Source organism: Microcoleus sp. CAWBG640 (genome assembly GCF_020883015.1).
Classification (GTDB): Bacteria; Cyanobacteriota; Cyanobacteriia; order Cyanobacteriales; family Microcoleaceae; genus Microcoleus; species Microcoleus anatoxicus.
Genome location: NZ_JAHRFC010000039.1, coordinates 1 through 23,783, shown reverse-complemented (window position 1 = coordinate 23,783; position 23,783 = coordinate 1). Strand labels below are relative to the sequence as shown.

Genomic DNA, 23,783 nt, shown 5'->3' with positions numbered 1-23,783 from the left:
GCGCGATCGCATCTCAGCCTGAGACTTGAGAAACCGGGTTTCTGCGATATCTCTGATTTTCACCAAGAATCTCTCATCAGAAACCCGGTTTCTTTGGCCCTGCGTAAGTCCTAATTTATTTAGACTTGGGATGATCTTGACACACTTTTAACTTTTGTTTTTCCTCTGGACGAGTAACGAAATAATCTTTTAACCAGTCGCACCCGGTCGCTAATTCAGAGATAATTTACGCTTAGAAACAACGCAATCTTGCAAATAAAGATTAATTAGTTCCTGGGAAGATATACCTTTTTCCTGAGCCATCGTTTCAAAATATTCAATCACATCAATTCCGAGAGAAATAGTGACCTGTTTTTTTAACTGTTTGGCAAAAGGATTAGGTCTTTTTTTCATTTTTGACAGATCGTATTCCGGTTCCATTGTTTTATATCCTATATTCTTGACTTTCATTTTTATTCGCTTTTCTGGCTGAGATAATTCTAATGATAGAATCTTCTTCTCTAAAACAATGAACTACAAGTAATATTCTCATTTTAGAGCTTATGCCCAGAAGTAAAAAACGTTCTTCTTCTTGGGAGTGATCTTCGTCCCAAAATTGAATGGCATAATCATCAAAGAAAACTGATTCTGATTCTTCAAAAGAAATACCATGTTTTTGTTGATGAATTTTGTTTTTTTGCTCATCCCAGTGAAAGGTTATTTTATTCATTCTGGCAAAATGTCATTCAATCTTTATCCTTAGTCATTAAACCATCTTTGGGAATTTTGACAATAGCCATCTATTGATGCTCCTATCTGTTCGGGTAATAATTTAACTACGATCCAACTTACTCCCGACTCCACACATACCTTTGACAAACTGACTTCGCCTCTTATTGTAAATCATCCGCAACTGAATCGCCCCAAAAGTCAGAAACCGGGTTTCTCATAGATATCTAGTTTTCCCCAACAGTCCCTCATCATAAACCCGGTTTCTTTGGCCCTGCGTAAGTCCTAATTTATTTAGACTTGGGATAATCTTGACACACTTTTAATTTTTGTTTTTCCTCTGGACGAGTAACGAAATAATCCTTTAACTGATCGCACCCTGTCGCTAATAGTTGATTTTTATTTGCTCTTTTATTGGTCTTTACTAATTCCGTCACAGAGGTGTCTATCGCTGTCACTGACATTGGCACTGGGGTTGTGCAAATACGCACGCACCTTATCGCAACCGCGCACCAGTAAATCGTCAAAGTTCAAATTCCACAAAATCACTGTCTTGTCATAACTGCCAGAAGCCAAGGTTTTACCATCGGGGCTGAAACTTACACTATAAACCCCATTGCTATGCCCCTTGAGAGTGTGAATTTCCTTGCCCGTGGTGACATCCCAGAGTTTGATGGTGTTGTCATCACTGCCAGAAGCCAAGGTTTTACCATCGGGGCTGAAACTGACACTATAAACCCCATTGCTATGCCCCTTGAGAGTGCGGATTTCCTTGCCCGTGGTGATATCCCAGAGTTTGATGGTTTTGTCATAACTGCCAGAAGCCAAGGTTTTACCATCGGGGCTAAACCAGCACTTAATCCTAAAATGATTCGCTGTCTTAGGCGTTCTTGTTCTTGTTTCTGGCGATCGCGCAACCCCAACCCCAACTGAATAAACACCCGTTCCGCCTTACTTATATCCTCCAACTGTTGCAACAAATACCCCTCCGCCTCTCCCAAGGGTGCGCCTTGCAACAAATAACCCTCCTTATTCTCATTCCTTTCCCATTCCAGAAACGCCACCTTTAACCGCTTTTTCCATCTCAAAAAAGTATCATTTTCCTCAATCCATTTCCTCAAATCTGGCCATGCTTTAATCAAAGCCTCATGTACAATTTCCACCGTTTCTATCTCAGTCGTTTCATTGCGATTACTCACTACCAAACGCGCCGTCGCCAAATGCGTTACCAAATCCCAAATTATGATCACACTGCCCTCTTTGATTATTCTTATAGTTATTGTTTGATCTCCAGCATCCTTTCTTAAGGCATCAAGGAGATTGTCTAGCTTTGGCTTCACTTCATCGACACGACCTTTGAGGGTAATTTGAGTCCCATTTAAAATCCCCAATTGATTTAATTCTTCTGGATCGACAATATCAGCCAAATCTAAACCTAATCCTTTGCAGATTGCCTCAGCATTATCTGTATAAATTCGCTCTCCTCGAAAAAAACGCTTAACTGTACTCTCTTCTACATAAGCTTTTTTAGCTATTTTAGCTAAACTTAAGCGTCCGTCATTACTGACTCTTATAGATTCCTTTGCTTGTTTAAGTTTTTCTCTTCCTTGATCGTTAGCCTTAATGCTACGAGGTCTATTTTATTGCATGATAAATAATACCTTTTTTTTTACTTTCCATCATATTTTAACTCATTCTACTCTTTTCTTTAGTCAAGGGCAGATGGGGGCAGCCGTATAGCCCCCATCTGCTCCCTATCTACTCCTTGTTAAATCAATAGATGAATGCCACACTAAGTTCAGTGAAGTAAAGCTTCCATAAAGCAATAACCTGATTACTTTCGGATTAAAAGGAGTCATTCGATTATGAACAGTAATAACAGTTTAACCACTACTGCTGTAGGTGGTGCATTAGTTGTCGGTAAATTAGCCACCCTTACTGGTGCAACTGCCACTGGGATTGCCACTACTACTGGTGGTATTGGTATTTCTACTGTGGCTACAGCAACAGGAACAGCAATGTCAGTCGCGATCGCACCCGCCATTGCAATTGCAGCACCTGTAGTCGCTGTTGGAGCATTCATTTGGTGGTTGTCGCGTGATTAATTCTCACTAATCTAATTTTGACGATAGGAGAGTCAGGACTTACGCACGAAGGGCCAAAAACCCGGTTTCGGCGTCAAAATTTATCGAAAAAAGCGACTATTTTTGGAAGAAACCGGGTTTTTTGCGTAAGTCCTGAGAGTTGAAAAAGCTCTGCTAAATACCACTGTTGATATCGACCTGTTACGGGTCGATCTTTTATTGCTAAAAAACAAAAGCATAATCGTCAAACATTAGTCTTGACTGGAAATACCAATTGTTTGAGCACATCCAACCGCGAACAGTTCCAGTAATCGATGTGAGAAACGATTAAACCATCGGGATTGACTTTAAGTTCGCTCCTCCCGCTAATTGCCATTTTCGGCCTCCAAGGTAGCGGTGCCGTCCAACTCAGCGTCCAGCGAGTTTCTATGCTATCTCCCGACTGCGAAATCCCGTGCAAATCTAGATGTATATTCTGAAAAAAAGTCCCCATAAACCCGATCATTTTGCGGTAGCGCTCGACTCCTGTAAATCGATTCACCGGGTCTTCAAAATAGACATCCTTTGCATAAATGCTGTAGGTCTGATTTTTGGGAAATCTTTGATAATCGTCTTTGAGAATTTCAATAATATCCATTTTGATAAATCATCATTCCTCTGTTATTATAATATAATTTTGATATTCTTGAGAAACAAACCAATAATTTATGATTGACCTCTACACTTTTACCACGCCCAACGGCCGCAAAGTCTCCATCATGCTCGAAGAAATAGGCCTACCCTACAACGTGCACGTCATAGACATCAGAAAAAACGACCAATTTAGCCCAGAATTCATCGCCATCAACCCGAATAGCAAAATTCCCGCTATAGTCGATCGCGATAACGGCATCACAGTCTTCGAGTCCGGTGCTATCCTGATATATCTTGCCGAAAAAATAGGCAGATTTCTACCCACCGACAAAGAAAAATACTTTCAAGTCATGGAATGGTTGATGTTTCAAATGGCCAGCGTCGGCCCAATGTTCGGTCAACTCAACCACTTCAAACGCTTTGCACCAGAACCAATTCCCTATGCAATTCAACGCTATGAAAAAGAAACTTTGCGAATCTACGGAGTATTAGACAATCAACTAGCAAAACACGAATACATCTGCGGCGACTATTCAATTGCGGATATTGCTACCTATCCCTGGGTGGCTATTTATGAATTTCAAGGATTAACCCTCGACAACCATCCCCATCTGAAACGTTGGGTAGAAACCTTGCAAAAGCGTCCCGCAGTACAGCGCGGAATGGCAATTCCGGCTGCACAAAAATAAATAGATATTATTGGTAGGGACAGAACACTGTTCATCAGTTTCAACTTAAGACTGAAAGCCTTGAGAAATCTAGTTTTTACCCTAGTCTCGATCCCCCTAAATCCCCCTTAAGAAGGGGGACTTTGAGAAGATTCCTGTCCCCCCCTTCCTAAGGGGGGCTAGGGGGGATCTGGACTCGAACAAAAGCGATATTCCTCATGGGTTTCAGGCTTAAGTTGACACCAATGAACACTGTTGTGTCCTCTTCCTCTGTTACTCAATCTGCGAAATGCTTAATAATCGCTTCCGCAAACTCCGAACACTTCAACTCTGGCACAGGTGGCTCCATCAAGCGAGCTAAATCATAGGTAACTTCACCATTAGAAATAGCCGCAGCCAAACCCTTCTTAATCAAGTCTGCCGCTTCCTGCCATCCCATATATTCCAACATCATCACCCCAGACAAAATCAACGAACCGGGATTGACTTTATCCAAGCCAGCGTGTTTCGGTGCAGTGCCGTGAGTTGCCTCAAAAACTGCACATTCATCGCCAATATTTGCGCCGGGGCCCATGCCCAATCCGCCGACAATGGCGGCGGCGGCATCGGACAAATAATCGCCGTTCAAATTCATTGTCGCCAAAATGGAATATTCGCCGGGCCGAGTTTGAATTTGTTGGAAAATGCTGTCAGCAATTCTGTCATTGACCATGATTTTCTCTTTCCATTTGCCGTCGCCATGACTATCCCAAATTGCAGTTAGGACATCGGCGACTTCCTGAGTAATTTTAGCTTGTTTTTCAGGAGTCAAAGCATCGTATCCCGGCTCTATTTGGCGGGCATTGTCTTCTAAGCTAATGTCAGGATTTTTTTCTTTGTTCCCCAAAATCCAAGACTCTGTTTCAGTCACGCACTCGGCCCGAAATTCGGTTGTTGCTAATTCGTAACCCCAATCTCGGAAAGCTCCTTCGGTGTATTTCATGATGTTGCCTTTGTGCACCAATGTTACTTGCTGCTTTTCTTTTGGCAACCGCAAGGCGTGGGTAATGGCGCGCCGCACTAAGCGCTGCGAACCGCTTTTGCTAATCGGTTTAATGCCGATTCCCGAATCGAGGCGAATTTGTTTTTTGCCGTGTTCTGGTGTGGCTGGAATTAATTCATTATTGAGGTATTCAATTAGTTTTTGGCCAATTTCGCTGTCTTTAGCCCATTCAATTCCCAGGTAAATATCCTCTGTATTTTCCCGGTAAATAATGACATCTAGAAGTTCAGGAGTTTTGTGCAATGATGGGGTGCCATCATAATATTTGCAGGGGCGCACGCAGGCGTAAAGGTCAAAGATTTGTCGCAAAGCTACGTTTAGCGATCGAATTCCGCCGCCGATGGGGGTTGTCAGCGGGCCTTTGATGGCGACGCCGTATTCTTTGATGGCGTCTAGGGAATCTTGGGGCAAATATTGGTATGTACCGTAGATATCGCAGGCTTCGTCGCCTACATAGATTTTAAACCAGTTGATTTTGCGATCGCCACCGTAGGCCATTTCTACCGCAGCATCCATCACTTTCTGGGATGCTGGCCACAAGTCTACGCCGGTGCCGTCGCCGCGGATGAAGGGAACGATCGGGTCATTGGGGACGATCGGCAAACCGTCTTTGAATGTAATTTTAGAACCAGTTGTGGGGGCTACAATCTTTTCGTACATATCTTAATAGTGCGGATAGCAATTCTTCTTATTTTGCCACGATTGTCTGTCTAAACTTCAATAAATTTTAAATAATTGTCTAAATTTTGAATATGCGATCTGCTGCTGTATCTATTGTAACCAAATTGGGATTATATTAATTGATTTTAAATCGCAGATGGACGCAGATAAACGCAGATTTTTTGTGATATCTGCATTTATCTGTGATTCTATTCTTTTTGCATATTCTTTTTGATAATCCACAAAATAAACCAGATGACTATAATCACGACAACTATTTTGGAAACAGGAGCGAGATATTGATCTACAAGTTCATAATTTTTCCCTAGTTTCCCTAGTTGATATCCGGCAAAGGTGAGAAAACTAACCCACAAAATAGTGCCGCCTGTTGAGTATGCCAGGAATGGAATTAAAGGCATATTGTTGATGCCAGCGGGGAGGGAAATCAGGGTGCGAACTCCGGGGACGAGGCGACACAAAAATACGGCTTTGTTGCCGTGTCTGTTAAACCATCTATTTGCTTTGTCAATATCGGCACCTGATACAGTAATCCATTTGCCGTATTTGTCGGCTAAATGTTTTAACCGTTCTTCGCTCAATAATTTACCCGCATAGTACCAGGGAAGTGCTCCGAGAACGGTGCCGATGACTCCGGCTGCGATCGCCGGTGCCAACTGCATCTCATTACTTTTCGATGCGGTGAATCCTGCAAAGGGCATGATCAGTTCTGAAGGGATGGGCGGGAATAGGTTTTCCAAAAACATCAATAATGCAATGCCCAGATAACTCATGGACTGCATTGTGTTAGTTATCCATTCAACCATTTTGATTTAAAAATTTGGTAATAGGTAGTCAGTAGTCATTAGTCAGTAGTCATTAGTCAGTAGTCATTAGTTTTCTCGTTCCTAGGCTCTGCCAATTGGTGACAACTTAAGACTGAAAGCCCTGATAAATCTCGTTTTTACCTGAGTCTAGATCCCCCTAAATCCCCCTTAATAAGGGGGACTTTGAGAAGATTCCGGTTCCCCCCTTATTAAGGGGGGTTAGGGGGGATCTAGACTTCGACACAAACAAGAAAGACTGTCGGTTTAACATTAAGTTGTCAGCAATGGGATTGCCCCTACAACTCAATACGATGATTAAGTGCCCGAAGTCCAAGAGTTGGTGTACTCAATTTGATCGGCAGTCAAGGTATCAATGAAAATACCCATTGCTTCCAATTTGAGACGCGCGATTTCTCTGTCAACTTCCACTGGGATGGAGTGAATACCCGGCTCTAATTTGCCTTTGTTGGTGACAAGATGTTCGGCGGCTAAGGCTTGGTTAGCAAAGCTCATATCCATCACGGCACTGGGGTGTCCTTCAGCGGCGGCCAAGTTGATCAAACGGCCTTCGCCCAAGACAATAATCGACTTGCCATTATTGAGACGGTATTCTTGGGTGAAAGAACGTACAGTCTTGACATCGGTGCTTTTTGCGCCGAGGGATTTGAGGTCAATTTCAATGTCGAAGTGACCGGAATTGCAAACCATTGCGCCGTCTTTCATGGTGTCGAAATGTTCGGCACGAATGACGTGTTTGTTGCCCGTAACGGTGATGAAAATGTCTCCGACGGTGGCTGCTTCGTCCATTGGCATCACGCGGAAGCCGTCCATCACTGCTTCGATCGCCCGAATTGGATCGATTTCGGTGACAATTACGTTAGCGCCCATGCCGCGAGCCCGCAGTGCCGTGCCTTTGCCACACCAACCGTAACCTGCAACCACAATATTTTTACCGGCTAACAAGATGTTGGTAGCGCGGATAATGCCATCTAGGGTAGATTGACCGGTACCGTAGCGGTTGTCAAAGAAGTGCTTGGTGTCGGCATCGTTAACGTTCATGGCTGGGAAAGTCAACACGCCATCTTTCAACATCGCCCGCAGACGCACGATACCTGTGGTGGTTTCTTCGGTGGTGCCGATTAAGTCGGAAATTTGGTTGGGGCGGTGTTGGATCAGGGCTGCTACTACGTCGCTACCGTCGTCGATGATAATGTTGGGACGGTGGTCTAGGGCTGTGTAAACGTGACGTTCGTAGGTAGCTGCGTCTTCTCCTCTCATGGCGTAGACGGAAATGCCGTAGTCTTCAACTAAGCAAGCTGCTACGTCGTCTTGGGTGCTCAAGGGGTTGCTGGCGATGAGCACGGCGTCTGCACCGCCCATTTTCAGGGCGATCGCCAAATGAGCTGTTTCTGTGGTAACGTGGCAGCAAGCTGAAATACGGATGCCTGCGAAGGGCTTTTCTTTAGCGAATCGTTCTTGAATTTGGCGCAACACCGGCATTTCCCGGCCTGCCCACTCGATGCGTTGTCTTCCCAAGGGGGCTAGGGATAAGTCTTTGACTTCGTGTTTAATCTGAACTGATGTTGCAACCATTTATGTTATTTCTGACAAATCATTCAACTGTGTTAGTTGTACCAGATTAACCTAGGGAGCGGCAAGTTCCCGGATTGGATGCTGGTGAAACGCAGACGGGCTAAATGGAGGTTAGATTGGCGATTTTCTAGGCGAATCTACGGAATCGGGCAATAGACCCCATTACTTTCGGTCGTGTTATCTTGCTAGTGCGATCGGCTCCATCGATCGATCTGGGGTCCTCGCCCTCAATCTTTTTTGTTGTCGCGGCGTTCTTGAATGATATGAATAATAGAAGGCACAAAAGACAACACAATTATTCCCAAAACTATCGGCAATAAATATTTATCCACATCAGGAATTACCCGTCCCAAATAATAACCCATCAGCGTGATGCCAAAGGTCCACAAAAACCCACCTACTAAGTTGTAAGACATAAAAGTTTTGTATTTCATTGCCGCCACTCCGGCAACTATCGGCGCAAAAGTGCGGATAATTGGCATGAATCTTGCCATGACAACTGCTTTTTGACCGTGTTTTTCGTAGAAATTTTCAGTTTTTTCTAAATATTCTTTTTTAAATAGCCACGAATCTTTTTTTTGAAATAAGCGCCGACCAAAACGATGTCCCGTGGCATAGCCAAAATTGTCGCCAATAACGGCACATACAAACGCCCCAAATACCAAAGTCCAAATATTAATATTACTTACAGGTTGAGACGCAACAAAGCCAGCGGTAAATAGCAAGCTGTCTCCCGGCAAGAAAAAACCAATCAGCAAGCCAGATTCAGCGAACACAATCGCCCAAACTCCTAAATAACCGCCTGTGGTAATCAGTTGTGGCAAATCAATATTCATTTTTAGTTTTTCCTATAATTTAAGGGAGCGTACAAAAATGGTATCATGGACAGGATTCTCTGTTGAATGTAACACAAAATCCCAATCAGACCATGTGCTAGTAATTTTTTATTTATTTTAGGAATCTTGTGGTCAGTCCAAGGTAGAATCAACTTTATGGATAAATCGCCCTCACTTTTCCCCTGGGTGCGGTTAAATATCGAGGATAGCGTCCGCAATTACCTCTGGGAGTTCAGGGCGATGAAAAGCGATTGCGTCAAGTATTAATTAATCTCATCGGTAATGCTATTAAATTCACTGACCGAGGTAGCGTAACTTTAATATCTGGATTAATTGGTCAGGGGGGCGAGTTCCAGAATCACTAAAAATTGTTCAAAAAACTCGCCTGATGCACTCTACAATTCGATATTACGGATGCCTATTGCGTCGAGGACTGTTTATCTTCCACTGCCTCGTTCGGGAGCAGAATCTTTATCTGTTTCTGTGGAAGAATTTGGATCGGCTTGGGATGTTAACAATTCGGGAACAGATTTGTGCTCAGCAAAAAATGTCTGAGGAATTTGTAGGCTTTGAGCGTTAACTGGAGTGCTGCTCAATAACAGAGTTGACATTAGGATAGAAGAGTAAGTGCGCATCATAAAGTTCGGTGTTTGTAGTTTCCGCTTCTTGATACGCAGCCTCTGCTCTGATATCAGGGTAAAAAAAATGCAAGTTTTGCAAAATTACCAATTAATAATCGATGCAATCTGCAAGTTTTTCACACTTCCAGTTTAGGGGGTGATACCCCTCACTGGTGTCCCCGGAATAAGGGGCGTCAATTAACTGGCAAAAACCTCACTTGCGTGAGGAATGCTAGAGCGCTAATTGTAAATTTATTTAATTATTCAGATTTCCTTCATAATTTATTGTTAAGTAAACTAACCTAATTAAATCTCATAGAATTTTAGGCTTGATATCCCCGACTTATTTAAGAAGTCGGGGAGAGCGCAGAAATTTTTCAAGGGAAAATTTAAAATCGACTAATGATGGCATCTACCTGGACAAACAGGGAGTCGAGACTGGAGGAGTTGTCCAAAACAACATCAGCTTTCTGACACTTTTGCTCTAGGGGAAACTGACTATTAATGCGGGCATTAGCTAGATCGACACTCAAGCCATCTCGCTTGATTAGCCGTTCTAACTGTACAGAGGGTGAACAGTAAACTACCCAAATTTCTGTACACAAATCTGTCATGTTAGCTTCAAACAGTAGTGGCACTACTAAAACCAGAGGCAATGTGTTTGTGGATACAAGAGGCGATCGAGCAATGTAACTTTGAGTGGCTTCAACAAAACGGTGACGGACATAAGGGTGAATTTGTTGTTCTAGCCACTGCCGTTCGGCTGGGTTACAAAAAATAATATTTCCCAACTCTGGGCGATTTAAATTGCCGTCTGGGAGTAAAACACCAGCACCGTAGCGTTCTACAATAGAACTCAGTATTGGCGAACCTGGACACACAGCTTCGCGGGCATAAATATCGGCATCTAAAATCCTCCATCCATAACGATCGCCCAGATAATTAGAGATAGCGGTTTTACCCGTAGCGATGCCCCCTGTCAAACCAATGATCCGCAAAATTAGATCGCTCATATTGCCTTTTTGTTGAATTTCTATGTTTGGACAGTGCTTGCCAGTGTTTGCTATGTTGGTGACACACTCAAAATTAGACTAAGAATTTAAGATTTGAGAGCGAGAGCTCACGTTAGGAATTGTGAGGATTGGGGTGCGATCGACTGTTTTTTGGCTAAAATCTCCATTTTTTACTCCAATTAAGGTCTAGACCGAGGCAAACTATTATGAATGCTCAACGTGCTGTACGGTCAATTCTGGCAGCAATTCCCATTGCCGGACTTTGGATATTAGATTTTTCACCCAGTCTGCTGTTGGCGAAACAAAACAGCACTAGATGGGTGATTATAGAAATTTATCCCCAATCTCAAATTGCCTGGGCCCAATCCATTCTTCCCGCTACAGACAAGACGAACACGACTGTCACCCCTGGTGTAACAGGGCGCTATGACATTACAGGAGGCACTGCTTCAAAGGATGGTAAAAATCAATTCCACAGTTTCACTCGATTTGGTTTAAATTCTGGGGAAACAGCGAATTTTATTTCAAATCAGGGCATAAAAAATATATTTGGCCGCGTTGTTGGTGGCGATGCTTCGTTTATTAATGGGTTGATAAAAGTTAGCGGTGGTAATTCCAATCTATTTTTGGTCAACCCCGCAGGAATCATTTTCGGCAGTAATGCCCGCCTGGATGTGCCGGGGTCTTTTTTTGCTACTACTGCTAGCAGCATTGGTTTTGATAATCGTTGGTTTAATAGTACAGGGATTAATGATTATGCAGCCCTGGTGGGAACACCTAGTGCTTTTGCTTTTTCAGCGCAGTCAGGGAGCATAGTTAATGTTGGTAAATTAGCCGTTGGCAATGGACAAAATTTAACTCTGCTTGGGGGCACAGTCATCAGCACAGGAGAACTTTCGGCTCCTGGGGGTAAAATCACAGTCGCAGCAGTGCCGGGAGAGAATCTGGTGCGCTTGAGCCAAAATGGGATGTTGCTGAGTTTGGAAGTTTCTGGGCCTACTGGTGTTTCTGACTCAACTTCTTTGCCGTTTTCGCCACTGAGTTTACCTCGGCTGCTTTCTGGTGGAGGGAGTGACCACGCCACCGGACTGGGCACCAATTCCCAAGGTCAAGTGGTACTGACTGGAGGAGAAGCTATTTCGGCAAGTCCAGGAACGGCTATAGTATCGGGTGCTGCCAATGTGTCAACTCCCAATGGCACAGGAGGTACTGTTCATGTGTTGGGGGAAAGAGTAGGGCTGTTTTCCGCCAAGATTGATGCTTCGGGAGCTGAGGGTGGGGGTACGGTGCGAGTTGGGGGAGATTATCGAGGTGGGGGAACTCTGCCTACTGCAAATATGACTTATGTCGATGGCAAGAGTTCGATCGCCATTAATGCTACTCGATCGGGCAATGGGGGTAGCGCCGTCGTCTGGGCGGATGGTACAACCGTGTTTTCCGGGAATGTGAATGCTAGGGGTGTTTCTACAGTTCCTAATGTTGGTGGTGCGGGTGGGTTTGTCGAGGTTTCTGGTAAAAAAGGGTTGATTTTTAATGGGAGTGTAGATACTAGGGGTACAAATGGTTTGGGGACTTTGTTGTTAGACCCGGAAAATATTGTGGTGACAGATGCCGCAGCCGGTGCTGATGATGCTGCAATTTTGGCTAATGGTGGTATTTTGGGGGCTGCAACTTCACCAGGATTGTCCAGTAGTTCAGGGAGTTCTTTGACTATTTCAGCGAGGGCTTTGGAGGGTATTTCGGCGACTACTAATGTGGTTTTGGAAGCTTTCAATGATATTAAAATTTCTGATTTGGCAGACGATAGGTTGAGTTTTCAAACTACTACTGGTTCTGTGACTTTTCGGGCTGATGCCGATGGTAATGGTACGGGTTTGTTTGCAATGAATAGTAGGGATACTATTAGCACTGAAGGTGGGGCTATCGCAATTTTTGGCAGGCAAGTTACTGTAGGTAATTTGTTGAGCAAAGGGGGAAATATTAGCTTGACGAGTCAGGGAGCGATTGTTGGTAATAATATTTCGGCATCGAATCCCAACAATGGTCGCAGTGGCAATGTTTTGCTGGAAGGGCTGAGCGTAAGGGCAGAAAAAGTTGATGTGAGTGGTTCCCGAAGTGCGGGAATTGTGAATTTAACTGCTCAGAATGTTCTGAGTGTTGGGGGGATTGCGGGCGGTTCGGGAAATATTAGTTTGACGGGCAATGAAATTGACTTGAAGGGTGGGAATAATTCGGTGAGTGGGACTGGTTTTTTGGTGTTGCAACCTTGGAGTCCTGGTCAAAATATAGCGATCGCGGGTGCGGGTGACTTGGGTAGTAATAGTTTTTTGAATCTGACGGCGAGCGATTTAGGAAGTTTACAAAATGGTTTTGCCGGAATCACGATCGGGCGTAGTGATGGTAGTAGTTCGATTCTGGTTGCTAATAATTTGAATTTTTCAGACCCGCTGATTATTCAGTCACCTTCGGATCGGGGAACAATCACTACTACCAGTTCCCTCACCGGCACAGATAATGCCTCTATTACTCTGAAAGCTGATGGCAATATCAGAACTGGTAATATTTCAACTAACGGTCAGGAGATTCGCATCACCAGCCAAACAGGTAACATTATTGCCGATCGACTACGCACAGGTACAGAAGCGACTCTCACTACTTCCTCTAATTCTGGGGCGGTGTCGCGAGTGGCTGGGGATGTGACGCTGACGGCTGCGGGTAATGTCACCGTGGGGGCGATCGATACTAGAGGAAATATTGCTGGTAATGTGACTCTGACTGGTAGGGAGGGAGTAAGTGTCGGGCCGGTGGAGGCTGGTGGTTTGCAAACAGCGGGGAATATTACTTTAACTGGTGGGGAAATTGACCTGACCGGTAACAAAAATTCCGTGGCTAGCAATGGTAGTTTGGTGTTGCAACCAACGGAGGCGCGTCAGAATATCACCCTTGGTGGTGATGGGGAGAAAGAAGATTTGAATCTGACTGGGGCTGAGTTGGCGACTTTGCGGAATGGGTTTGTTTCTATTGCGATCGGGCGTTCTGATGGTAATGGTCAAGTTTTGATTGGGCCATCGCCTTCAACACCCATGCCGAGTTCAGCTCCTAACTCTACTCTAGTACCGACTGTTAGTTTTCAAGACCCGATCGTGATTCGATCGCCCTTGGGAACCGGTACTATCATGGGAACGGCTGCGATCGCGGGGATTGACAACGCCTCTATTACCTTAATCGCCGGTAGCGTCAAGATTGGGGATATTACCTCCCCCGCAGGCATCAACATTACTAGCAGTCAGGGGAACATCACCACAGGAACTTTATCTTCTCGTTCCACCAACGGGGGGGCAGGAGATATCAACATCCGCAGCGCTAATGCTGTAGCATCGGGCAACATCGATGCCTTTGGTGCCAAAAGCGGCGGAGATATCTCCATTACCGCACCAGGTTCGATCGCGACTGGGGTGATTAATTCTAGTTCGGAGTCAGGAAAAGCCGGTTCTAGCACCATCACGGGGCAAAAAGATATTCAAGTTACTTCGATCAAGGCTCGTGGGAATACGGGGGGTGATGTGGAAATCACCGCAGGAGGAGCTTTTCGAGCCACAGTTACCAACACAAACACTGAGGGCGACCCCGTTAGCATCTCCACAGAGGGCCAAGTGCGATCGGGTTCCCAGACTTTGTTGCAAAGTAGTTGCAAATCAGGAACCTGCACTGTCACGCCTCTGGCCACTGCAAATTCTAAGCCTAACACCACGACAAATACAACTACTGGCTCGATCGCGATCGAACCGAGTCCAGCACCCAAGACAACCATCCAACTAAAAACCACAACCAATTCCCAAGAATTGGTGACGGCGCCGAATTCGATCGCGATCGAGCCGGTATCAAAGAGCACAACGACAAACATCTCTTCAGACCAGGCTGTCAGCTCCCTGGGGACCAGCAAAACTAGCACTCCCGGAGAAAGTCAACCACAGTCAACATCGGTGTTAAATAACAATCTAGACACCGCTAGCTCCACCAACAGTGACGGAGGGACAACTGCCCAAAAGCCGGGTAGTTATCAGAGTGTGGTAGTTGCCGAAAGTTCTCGATCGAACAATTCCATAACTCAACGAAATCCCATCGACGCAGTGCAGCAAAGAGAGCAAATTCAGGGGAAAGAATTTGAACGTTATTTTGGCAGCAATTTATCAGGAAAATCTGTAACGCCACAAACTATTCGAGATACCCTCAGCAGCGTTAATCGCTTGACAGGAGTAAAACCTGCGATCGTTTATGTATGGGCGAAAGCCAACAATTTAGAATTGGTACTGCTGTTGCCCGATGGCAAAAATATCTTTAAAAGCATACCAGCCAGCCGCGAAACAGTGCTGCAAGTTGCCAAGGAATTTACCAATGCTGTGCGAAGTCCCCGGAGATTAAGCAGTGCTGACTATAAGGAACCGGGCGAGCAACTTTACCAGTGGTTAATTGCACCCCTGGAAGCAGATTTGGAATTGCATAAAATTGATACTCTAGCATTTTCGATGGATGCTGGTTTGCGAACTTTACCTTTGGCTGCTCTTTATGACGGCAAGCAATTTTTGGTGGAGAAGTATAGTTTAGGATTGATTCCTAGTTTGAGCTTAACTGATACTCGCTATAGCAATCTTAAAGATGCTAGGGTTTTGGCGATGGGTGCATCGAAATTTCCTGAAAAGTACGATCAAAATCCTTTGCCGGCGGTGCCGCTGGAAATATCCACAATTGTGGGTAAGATTTGGCCTGGTTTGTCTTTTTTGAATGAGAACTTTACTTTGCCAAATTTGAGGGAAAAGCGTCAACAGGAGTACAAAATTATTCATTTGGCTACTCATGGTGAGTTTCAGCCTGGGGGTGCTGAGAATTCTTATATTCAGTTTTGGGATACTAAGTTGCGGTTGAGCGAGTTGGATGAGTTGAAGTTATCGAATCCGCAGGTGGAGTTGTTGGTTTTGAGTGCTTGTACGACGGCGGTGGGTGATGAACAGGCTGAGTTGGGTTTTGCGGGATTGGCGGTGAATGCGGGGGTGAAGTCGGCTTTAGCGAGTTTGTGGTATGTGAGTGATGCTGGTACTTTGGGGTTGATGACGGAGTTTTATCAGCAGTTGCGTGTAGCTCCGATTAAGGCTGAGGCTTTACGACAGGCGCAGTTGGCGATGTTGCGGGGAGAGGTACGTTTGGAGGATGGTTATTTGGTGCGATCGGGTAATCGTCAGGCTTTACCTTTACCTGGGGAGTTGACGGCGCGGGGAGACAAAAATTTGTCGCATCCTTATTATTGGGCGGCTTTTACAATGATTGGTTCGCCTTGGTAATTAGTAATTGGTAATTGGTAATTGGGAATTGGGAATTGGTAATTGGGAATTGGTAATTGGTAATTGGGAATTGGTAATTTGTTATAAGTTATGAGTTATTAGTTATTAGTTATTCGTCCTCACAAATAACTAATAACTAATAACAACAGTCAACATTCAACAATCATTGCAACTGTTCGATTCTTTTAAGGGCGTCTTGATAAGCACTTGTTCTCCCACCTTGTTTGTAAAGTTCTGCTGCTTTTTGAAAGTCGGCAATGGCTTGGGGTTTGTCTTTGTTTTCGAGGTGGGCTAGGGCTCGGTTGTAGTAGGCGTCGGCAAAGCCGGGATTGGCTGCGATCGCCCGCGTGTATGCTTGAATAGCGCTTGGACCACGGGTGGGATCGACGCTGACGCTGCCGATGAGAGTGCGGGCATTACCGATATTGAAGTATATTTCGGGAGTGTAGTTAGACTTAGAAGCAAGCGCCTTGTTGAAATCCGCGATCGCCTCCCAAGCATCTCCTTGATCTAACCGCGAAAGTCCTCGAAAATAATAGGCTTGGGGATCTTGAGGATTAGTGCTCGATACCGGGCCTTGGATGGCGGGGGTATTGTCTAGTTTCAATTCCGATGGTTTCATTCCCGTCATGGCCAGTTTCGCCATAAAAGTATTGATCGGAACTGCTGCATTAAATCCTGTTTTAATTGGGGCGACTTCACCGGAACTGGTTTGGGCGAAACCAAATTCCCCTTGTCCGTGTAAGCCGATGACTCGACCTTCGGAGTCAAACACTGGCCCGCCACTCATACCACTCCAAGTTACTGCTTGATATCGCAAAGTGTAACCTTCGGGTCGATTTCGCGGGCGGCTGGTAACGAGTCCGGGAGAGAGTTCTGGTTCTCTTTCGGCGCCGAAAAGTCCGCCGGTAGCGGGATAGCCGTAAACGAAGATTTGAGTGCCGATGACGGCTTGATCGGAATCGGCGATCGTTGCTACTGGGTATTCTTCTGGACTTTCAAATTTGACTAAGGCTAAATCGGCTTCGGTTTGGGATGTTTGCAAGCGGGTGACTGAGGTTGCTTGATAGTTTTTGCCAATGGAAGTGCGAACTGTATATTTGACATCGGCTTTTTCTACTACGTGGTTGACGGTTAAAACTGTGTAATTTTTGCCGTTTTTGGCAATAATTACGCCGGAACCGTCTCCTAGGGTGCTGTTAACTTGTACTGTCAGTGGTCCGGCAATGTTGGCTACTTCTTGGGGAGTTTTGGCGATCGCTGGTTGGCTGATAATGATTGTTAAGGCTGCGACGGTAGTGCCTGCTAGTATGCTGCTTAAGGTATCGAAACGGGAAAAATTTATATTCATGGCTATTCCTAATTAGTATTTGACCAGGGAAATTTTGCCGGAGGGGATGGAATGTTTGTGCTGTGTTGGTTTTTAGTTTTATTAATTAGTTGACGCAAACCCGGTCTAGTTTGTTCTTGTTCTTGATTAATAATTTTACTCGCTATTTTTCCGATTTTTTTCAACTCCAAGACTAAGCGATCGCACTTTAAACCCCAGGATTTATTTACTGTACTTGACTGCCGTGGGCGCGGGGGTCGGAACTGCTGGTTTTCGTTGGTCCTGTGGCGGGAGTAAAATTAGAAACTTGACCTACTGATTGAGCGTGGGGCAACTCTTTCCCTGCAATTAAAGCTTCTAAATTAGCTTCCATAATGCTGCGGGGCGCTTCCCCGATCGTTTGAGCAACGGCGCTACCTTTATTGTTTAAATAAACGAAGTGGGGGATGCCATCTACTCGATATTTGGTAATTTCTGGTAGCCATTTGTCATTGTCCACATTCAGCATCACAAAATTTAGCGGTTCTGCATATTTTTGTTTAATTTCGCTCAAATCCTTTGCCATTGCCTGACAGCTACCGCACCAATTAGCATAAAATTCCATGAGTGTGGGCTTGCCATTGGTTAAAGCTGTTTCTATTGGTGCGGAGGCTTTTGCCATTTCGGTGAGACTACTCGATGGCGTTTGGGTCCGTAGTCCAAAAAACATGGATGCCGCCAGGGCGATCGCTGCTAACACGATTAATAAGTTTCTGAGCCGTGAGGCTGTTGAATTTGTTTCGGAATTTTTGGTTGCCTCGACAGCACTTGAGTTTGGCGAATTGGGACTCATAAAATTGATTGCAATTTTAATTCTAGGTTTTTATTTTAAATAACCGTCTCACATTATACCATATTTTGAGATAATAAGCTATTTCCCATCAATAATTTGGCTTGCGTCACAGCCTAGGCCAAGTAAGCTAAAACATAAGAGCAGAAAAATTGCTTGTAAATTACCGAGGATTAAAGGCGTGAAAAAACGGGTAACGCTGACGTTTCCGCAACGATCGATCCAAACGCCTGTCACCTATCGACTGGCAAAGGATTTTAATGTGGCTGCCAATATTATCCGGGCGCAGGTGGCTCCGAATCAAGTGGGCAAACTGGTGCTAGAGTTAGCAGGGGACATAGACCAACTAGAAGCGGCGATCGACTGGCTGCGATCGCAAAATATTGGAGTTTCCCTCGCCAGCCGGGAAATACTCATCGATGAAGATGTCTGCGTTCACTGTGGCTTGTGTACGGGAGTTTGCCCCACAGAAGCCTTGACCCTGAACCCAGAAAGCTTTAAACTAACTTTTGTTCGATCGCGCTGTATAGTGTGCGAACAGTGCATCCCTACCTGTCCGGTGCAAGCTATTTCTACTAACCTGTAGGCGGCCTAAACACTAATTATTTATCAAATTCTCTCCCCTTTTGCCCGCCATCTCCCCCTTCACCGAGCGTCCCCAAACAGTTGAGCAGATGAGAAAAAACTCTTGGCTTTCCCTCACCCTACTTTTTATTACCTATTTTTGTTTGGGCTGGAAATTATCGGAATTTGATGTTCCTCCCCATATTGTTTGGTTTTTAACTGTAGCTGTTAGTTTAATCCTATCGATCGCCTTGTCGTTCCCATTGAGGAACACAAAAACCTTCATTATGCGGTGGTTATCGACAGATGTGGGTGCTTTTCTTTCTATTATTGTTGGCTCTTTTTTAGCAGTGATCGTTGTGACTTGGCTGCACCTTTTTACTACTTGTTTAGTCTTGACATCAGCCGGAGCTTTGGCAAGACTTGATATTCAAATATCCGGATTCAAGAGATGGCGGTCTTTTTTGATGTTAGCTACTATTTCTCTGACTGGTTTGGGTTTGGGAGGAACCCTAGAGTTTTTATCAAAAAGTGGCAAACTTGTATTGTTTTAGTTTGGAATGGGCACGGAAAGAAGCAAGAAGTCACCTAATATCAAATCCGGTAACATCGGAATTATTCATCTCTCTTATCTCCCTCTGTGTTCTCTGCGTTCTAGTAAGGTTAAATCATTCCGATGCAGCCGGAAACGATATAACAACGGATTGCTTTTGCCTTTCAATTTGCAATAAAAAAGCAGCTTGAAGGAGCTGCTAGTCAGAATTGCATGAGGTATTATTTTCAGAATAAGGCAGCTTAAATTCGATCGATGCTGGGTTACATTTTTTGATACAAGAGATTTTCTCAGTGCATGGACGATTATAAAATCGTCACATAGGCAGATAGCGTTGAGCATAAATTTCCCGACAATTAAAGAAGCGTTTAACTGTCCTTGCGCCCTACAGCCCGACCGCGGTGTGGGGCCATTTTATTTTTTGGCACAACTCAATGATTCTGGACAGACATCCCTGTCGCCTTTGTATCTAGCTGCTATACAAATACTAGACAAGTCTAGACACTTGCTTCTTGCTTCATCGGGAGCATGGGAGCGGCTATCCCTCAGCAAGCTTTCACGGTTTAGCCAACCGCGATACACCAGTTATATCGTTTCCGGCTGCATCGTCAGGTGATTTAACCGCAGAGAACACAGAGGACACAGAGGGAGAGAATAGAGATCTGAATCATTCAGATGCTACCGGATTTGATATTACTCCACTTGGGGACACCCTAAGACCGCACTGGCTTAAATTAATTGCTGCGTTCAAATCTCTGTCCATCGCATGATATCGTTTCCGGCTGCATCGGAATGATTTAACCTTACTAGAATGCAGAGAACACAGAGGGAGATAAGAGAGATGAATAATTCCGATGTTACCGGATTTGATATAAGTAGTGATTTGATGCAGAGTATTTTTTCGCTCGGTTTGCTATTTTTGCATGATGTTTCCTTAGCTGGACTTTAGCTTTTTGTCTATTTCCAGAACCTTTTACCTTTCTCGCCAGAACTCTTGATAATCTCTTGAGTTTTGCCTGATGCGATTTGTAGTGTTTTGGGTTGGGAAATACTACGCCCGTTGAAAGGGTAGCTAACTCTTTTACTCCCAAATCAACTCCTACAACTTCATGACTTTTGATGGTCGGTTCATGATTTTGTTCATACATAGACGGCGCTAACACCGTGTCAATTAATTAATATCATTTCGGATTTTTGATTTAAGAACTTTTTGGATTTGCTCGATCGCCCTAGCAGCAACAACTTCCGGCGTTTCCCTAATATTAGCGCTGACTCGGACATCTGCTTGAGCATAGAAACGCTCTCGCTGCTGCCACAAGGTTTCCAGCTTGGATTTGATCTCCCCATCCCGCAGTAGGGGGCGAGTGGTGTCTTCTCGCAGCCGATCGCACAATTGATCCACAGGCACATCCAACCAAACCACTATACCGTGGTGGAGATAACTCCAGTTAGTCAATCGCAAAATAGTGCCACCACCAGTAGCAACGACTAAATTAGTATAAGCCGACAATTGACCGAGCACTTGAGTTTCTAATTCCCGAAACGCTTCCTCTCCTTGATTCGCAAAAATATCTGCGATCGACTCATTAGCAACTTGAGCAATTACGGCATCACTATCAAAAAAACGGTAGTTTAATTCCCTCGCCAAAATCCGCCCCACGGTTGTTTTCCCCACACCCATCATCCCGACGAGATAGAGATTAACTCCTCGCAACAAATCCACAATCAAATCCTCCGATATTGTGCTATTTTTTCAGGTTAATCGGGCCGCCACTGGGGCGATCGCCCTCCAACTCATCATCCTCATCCAATCCCCAATCCTCCTCATCTTCTGTATTATTTGGAGCTACTTCCCCATCAGCTATGTCAGGAATCGGCGTCCCTTGGGGAGGAACAATCACCCGATAGTCGGCATCGTAGACAGACTCTGTTTGTCCAACCCCAGATTTGCTCGGATCGCGATAGCCATAGGAGTAGACAGATCCTGACCAGGACTGGCTTTTGGGTTCCTGTTTGGCTTCATAATCCCTTGGATTTGCCTCTAAAACGTCATTTACAGGCGGTCGATCGACAATTTCGCGCTCGTCCCCCCAATCATCATCACCCTGTTGAGAGCCAATTTTAGAGGGTTCAGAAACCCAATCGTCCTCATCATCGGCTGCGATAGAAGTTCCAGCTTGAGCAGAAGTTGTAGCATTACCAGAGTTTGGGGGCCTAACATCCTGCTGGAAAGTCTGAGCATTATAAGCAGTGGGCGTACCATACTCAGTTTGGTATCCAGAAGTAGGCTGAGTTTCCCGATTACCCCTAGGGCGATCGGGGTTAATTTCCTGTTTTCTGGGAGCAGGAGACGGTGAGTAAGGTGTCCTCCGATCCTGAGCAAAAGTATTGCGAGGGGGACTGTTGCGACTGGTGCGGCCTCGCATTTGAGATAGGTAATTTGAGAAAGCGAGCAAGCCAGAAATCAACAAAGAAGTGACAACTCCTGTGCCGATACTGAATAATATCCAGATGGATAGTGGCACAGCGGGCGATCGCATTCCTAAAAACACCAGGGATACCGGAGCAACATTTTGCAGGGCAAAAATAGTCAGCCCCACCACAATTACTAGCAAAAATAAAGCACGCATAATAATAATATTGTTATTTGTCAGTTGGCAGTTGGCAGTTGGCAGTTGGCAGTTGGCAGTTGGCAGTTGGCAGTTGGCAGTTGGCAGTTGGCAGTTGTTATTTGTTATTTGTTATTTGTTATTTGTTATTTGTTATTTGTTATTTGTTATTTGTTATTTGTTATTTGTTATTTGTTATCTGTTATCTGTTTTGTTATTTGTCAACCGTCAACCGTCAACTGTCAACCGTCAACTGTCAACTATCTTCCTTCCAACGTTTGAGAGGAACGCAATCAATCCCCAACTGGTCTAAAGTACGAGCCACTACAAAGTCTACCAAATCTTCAATAGTTTGCGGATTGTGATACCAAGCAGGAATCGCAGGCACAATTCTAGCTCCAGCTTCCGCCAAGGTAGTCAAATTCCGCAGGTGAATCAAACTAAAAGGCGTTTCCCTGGGTACGAGTACCAATTTTCGCCCTTCCTTGAGCTGAACATCGGCCGCTCTTTCGAGCAAATCCGAACTCAAGCCAGCAGCCAATTTCCCTAATGTACTCATGCTACAGGGAATAATGATCATCCCTTGGGTGCGAAAGGAGCCACTAGCAATATTAGCACCGACATCTTGCCACGGATGACAGCGGAGTTTGCCCATTGTGGGGACTCCTGCTTGTGCCCGCCAGAACTCCTCTTGAAGCGTTGGTTCTGCGGGCATTCGGATGTTCTGTTCGCTTTGCCAAACCATGTAAGTAGATTTAGATGCTACCAGTTCCACAGCGCGATCGGCTTCCAAGAGATATTTGAGAGTTCGCACCGCGTAAATCAGTCCCGATGCACCAGTAACTCCTAGGATTAGAGGCTTAGCGGGGACTGAAACAAAATTAGTCATGGGCAACGATCCAGCAATAAGCTCATTAATTATACCGCGATCGAATTACCCCAACATTGCCGACTCAATATTACTTATTTACTTCTTCCTTCGCGTCCTTCGCGTCTTCGCGGTTCAATAATACTAATTCTTCTGGCACGAAAGCAGTAAAATTACCAATGTCGCCTTACTCCTGAATATTTTTTGGCTTAATTTTATCTACAATCAACCACAAACCATATCCACCCAGCAGACCGATTATGAGCATAATAGCAAGGGGAAACCTATAGCCACCTGCAACGCCGCCGGATACGGCAAGGAAGTATGCGGCTATGCTAACCAGCGTTATCGTTGCCCTATTTTTCAGGAACTTACGCAGCTTTTCTAAGTATAGTTGGGTTTCGCTATCGCTCTACCCAACCTACAAAATAAAAAGGGTTAACCGTCAACAATCAACTGTCAACAATCAACTGAGTTATTCATCATCATCAAAAGCTTGACTACCGCCACCGACAGCAACTAAATCAATTTGCTGGCGATAGTAGTCAACACTCTTAACTTGAACTTCTACCCGATCGCCCAAACGGTACTGATTGCGGTTTTTGCGGCCGACTAGAGTTTGTTGGCGCGATCGATATTCGTACCAATCATCCTTCAGGGAAGAAACGTGCACCAATCCTTCAACACGCAGAATCTCACTCTCCGGTGGCCGCACCTCAATTTCCACAAAGAAACCGTAAGACTGAACACCTGTAATCAAACCCTGGAAAGTTTGACCGGTACGTTCTTTCATCAATCCGGTTTTCTTCAAGCCTTGCAAATCGCTTTCAGCGTCCTCAGCAACCCTTTCCCGTTCCGTCAGGTGTACGACTACTGATGCGAACTCCGTCTCAAATTCGTGGTGTAAGTCTGGGGGGAGAACATTCCAAGTAATTTGGCCGTGACAGGAGGAATGGTGCAGGTCAACTTTTTCCTTGGCCCGTGTGGTACGGCTGCTGCGGCCTTGCTCGAAT

22 protein-coding genes are annotated in these 23,783 nt (G+C 44.9%); 5 read left to right on the top strand and 17 right to left on the bottom strand.

Annotated elements, in window-relative coordinates; translation table 11 throughout:
- Positions 1 to 210 precede the first annotated feature (210 nt).
- From AAFP11_RS18845 to AAFP11_RS18835, 3 genes are all read right to left on the bottom strand, one after another.
- Positions 211 to 393 (bottom strand): antitoxin, encoded by a 183-nt coding sequence (locus AAFP11_RS18845; RefSeq protein ID WP_340541774.1) that lies wholly within the window; start codon positions 391 to 393, stop codon positions 211 to 213.
- 31 nt (positions 394 to 424) lie between these two features.
- Complete coding sequence (locus AAFP11_RS18840; RefSeq protein ID WP_341738440.1) at positions 425 to 709, bottom strand: BrnT family toxin; 285 nt, start codon at positions 707 to 709, stop codon at positions 425 to 427.
- Positions 710 to 1,119: 410 nt separating this feature from the next.
- Positions 1,120 to 1,569, bottom strand: coding sequence for a WD40 repeat domain-containing protein (locus AAFP11_RS18835; protein WP_341738473.1), 450 nt, complete (start codon positions 1,567 to 1,569; stop codon positions 1,120 to 1,122).
- A 1,004-nt stretch (positions 1,570 to 2,573) separates the two neighbouring features.
- Here AAFP11_RS18835 and AAFP11_RS18830 point away from each other — a divergent pair.
- The gene (locus AAFP11_RS18830) at positions 2,574 to 2,813 is read left to right on the top strand and encodes a hypothetical protein (RefSeq protein WP_341738439.1); all 240 of its coding nucleotides are present in this window, start codon (positions 2,574 to 2,576) and stop codon (positions 2,811 to 2,813) included.
- Between the two features lie 223 nt (positions 2,814 to 3,036).
- Here AAFP11_RS18830 and AAFP11_RS18825 read toward each other — a convergent pair whose 3' ends face one another.
- Positions 3,037 to 3,429: a DUF2358 domain-containing protein gene (locus AAFP11_RS18825; RefSeq protein ID WP_341738438.1), complete on the bottom strand. Its 393-nt coding sequence runs from the start codon at positions 3,427 to 3,429 to the stop codon at positions 3,037 to 3,039.
- 70 nt (positions 3,430 to 3,499) lie between these two features.
- Between AAFP11_RS18825 and AAFP11_RS18820 the strand changes: the two genes are divergently transcribed.
- Entirely contained in the window at positions 3,500 to 4,114 is a 615-nt protein-coding gene (locus tag AAFP11_RS18820; RefSeq protein WP_341738437.1) for a glutathione S-transferase N-terminal domain-containing protein, read from the top strand.
- Between the two features lie 256 nt (positions 4,115 to 4,370).
- Here the strand turns inward: AAFP11_RS18820 and AAFP11_RS18815 are convergent, their stop codons facing one another.
- The 6 genes from AAFP11_RS18815 to coaE all read right to left on the bottom strand — a co-directional run bounded on the left by AAFP11_RS18815 (position 4,371) and on the right by coaE (position 10,681).
- Positions 4,371 to 5,795: an NADP-dependent isocitrate dehydrogenase gene (locus tag AAFP11_RS18815; protein ID WP_341738436.1), complete on the bottom strand. Its 1,425-nt coding sequence runs from the start codon at positions 5,793 to 5,795 to the stop codon at positions 4,371 to 4,373.
- 209 nt (positions 5,796 to 6,004) lie between these two features.
- Positions 6,005 to 6,619 carry a DedA family protein gene (locus AAFP11_RS18810; RefSeq protein WP_341738435.1) on the bottom strand — a complete coding sequence of 205 codons (615 nt, stop codon included), beginning with the start codon at positions 6,617 to 6,619 and terminating at the stop codon, positions 6,005 to 6,007.
- A gap of 315 nt (positions 6,620 to 6,934) precedes the next feature.
- Positions 6,935 to 8,212: an adenosylhomocysteinase gene (gene ahcY / locus AAFP11_RS18805; RefSeq protein ID WP_341738434.1), complete on the bottom strand. Its 1,278-nt coding sequence runs from the start codon at positions 8,210 to 8,212 to the stop codon at positions 6,935 to 6,937.
- Between the two features lie 227 nt (positions 8,213 to 8,439).
- Complete coding sequence (locus AAFP11_RS18800) at positions 8,440 to 9,048, bottom strand: VTT domain-containing protein (protein ID WP_341738433.1); 609 nt, start codon at positions 9,046 to 9,048, stop codon at positions 8,440 to 8,442.
- Between the two features lie 437 nt (positions 9,049 to 9,485).
- Positions 9,486 to 9,686, bottom strand: coding sequence for a hypothetical protein (locus tag AAFP11_RS18795; protein WP_341738432.1), 201 nt, complete (start codon positions 9,684 to 9,686; stop codon positions 9,486 to 9,488).
- 371 nt (positions 9,687 to 10,057) lie between these two features.
- A complete protein-coding gene (gene coaE / locus AAFP11_RS18790; RefSeq protein WP_341738431.1) occupies positions 10,058 to 10,681 on the bottom strand; it encodes a dephospho-CoA kinase in 624 nt (207 codons plus the stop codon).
- A gap of 206 nt (positions 10,682 to 10,887) precedes the next feature.
- On the opposite strand from coaE, the gene AAFP11_RS18785 reads away from it, so the two are divergent.
- A complete protein-coding gene (locus AAFP11_RS18785; protein WP_341738430.1) occupies positions 10,888 to 16,017 on the top strand; it encodes a CHAT domain-containing protein in 5,130 nt (1,709 codons plus the stop codon).
- A 163-nt stretch (positions 16,018 to 16,180) separates the two neighbouring features.
- Here AAFP11_RS18785 and AAFP11_RS18780 read toward each other — a convergent pair whose 3' ends face one another.
- Both AAFP11_RS18780 and AAFP11_RS18775 read right to left on the bottom strand, forming a co-directional pair.
- Complete coding sequence (locus tag AAFP11_RS18780) at positions 16,181 to 17,368, bottom strand: tetratricopeptide repeat-containing serine protease family protein (protein ID WP_341738429.1); 1,188 nt, start codon at positions 17,366 to 17,368, stop codon at positions 16,181 to 16,183.
- A 205-nt stretch (positions 17,369 to 17,573) separates the two neighbouring features.
- Entirely contained in the window at positions 17,574 to 18,179 is a 606-nt protein-coding gene (locus AAFP11_RS18775) for a thioredoxin family protein (protein ID WP_341738428.1), read from the bottom strand.
- 178 nt (positions 18,180 to 18,357) lie between these two features.
- On the opposite strand from AAFP11_RS18775, the gene AAFP11_RS18770 reads away from it, so the two are divergent.
- The gene (locus AAFP11_RS18770; protein WP_340521243.1) at positions 18,358 to 18,762 is read left to right on the top strand and encodes an NIL domain-containing protein; all 405 of its coding nucleotides are present in this window, start codon (positions 18,358 to 18,360) and stop codon (positions 18,760 to 18,762) included.
- 88 nt (positions 18,763 to 18,850) lie between these two features.
- The gene (locus AAFP11_RS18765; RefSeq protein WP_341738427.1) at positions 18,851 to 19,294 is read left to right on the top strand and encodes a hypothetical protein; all 444 of its coding nucleotides are present in this window, start codon (positions 18,851 to 18,853) and stop codon (positions 19,292 to 19,294) included.
- An 856-nt stretch (positions 19,295 to 20,150) separates the two neighbouring features.
- On the opposite strand, the gene AAFP11_RS18760 is transcribed toward AAFP11_RS18765, so the two are convergent.
- From AAFP11_RS18760 to AAFP11_RS18740, 5 genes are all read right to left on the bottom strand, one after another.
- A complete protein-coding gene (locus AAFP11_RS18760; protein ID WP_341738426.1) occupies positions 20,151 to 20,441 on the bottom strand; it encodes a transposase in 291 nt (96 codons plus the stop codon).
- A 23-nt stretch (positions 20,442 to 20,464) separates the two neighbouring features.
- Positions 20,465 to 21,016 (bottom strand): shikimate kinase, encoded by a 552-nt coding sequence (locus AAFP11_RS18755; RefSeq protein ID WP_341738425.1) that lies wholly within the window; start codon positions 21,014 to 21,016, stop codon positions 20,465 to 20,467.
- 22 nt (positions 21,017 to 21,038) lie between these two features.
- Entirely contained in the window at positions 21,039 to 21,923 is an 885-nt protein-coding gene (locus tag AAFP11_RS18750; protein WP_341738424.1) for a LapA family protein, read from the bottom strand.
- Between the two features lie 235 nt (positions 21,924 to 22,158).
- Positions 22,159 to 22,791, bottom strand: a complete 633-nt coding sequence (locus tag AAFP11_RS18745) for a flavin prenyltransferase UbiX (RefSeq protein WP_341738423.1) — start codon at positions 22,789 to 22,791, stop codon at positions 22,159 to 22,161.
- A gap of 454 nt (positions 22,792 to 23,245) precedes the next feature.
- A partial coding sequence (locus AAFP11_RS18740; RefSeq protein ID WP_341738422.1) for a S1 RNA-binding domain-containing protein occupies positions 23,246 to 23,783 on the bottom strand: 538 nt, incomplete at its 5' end.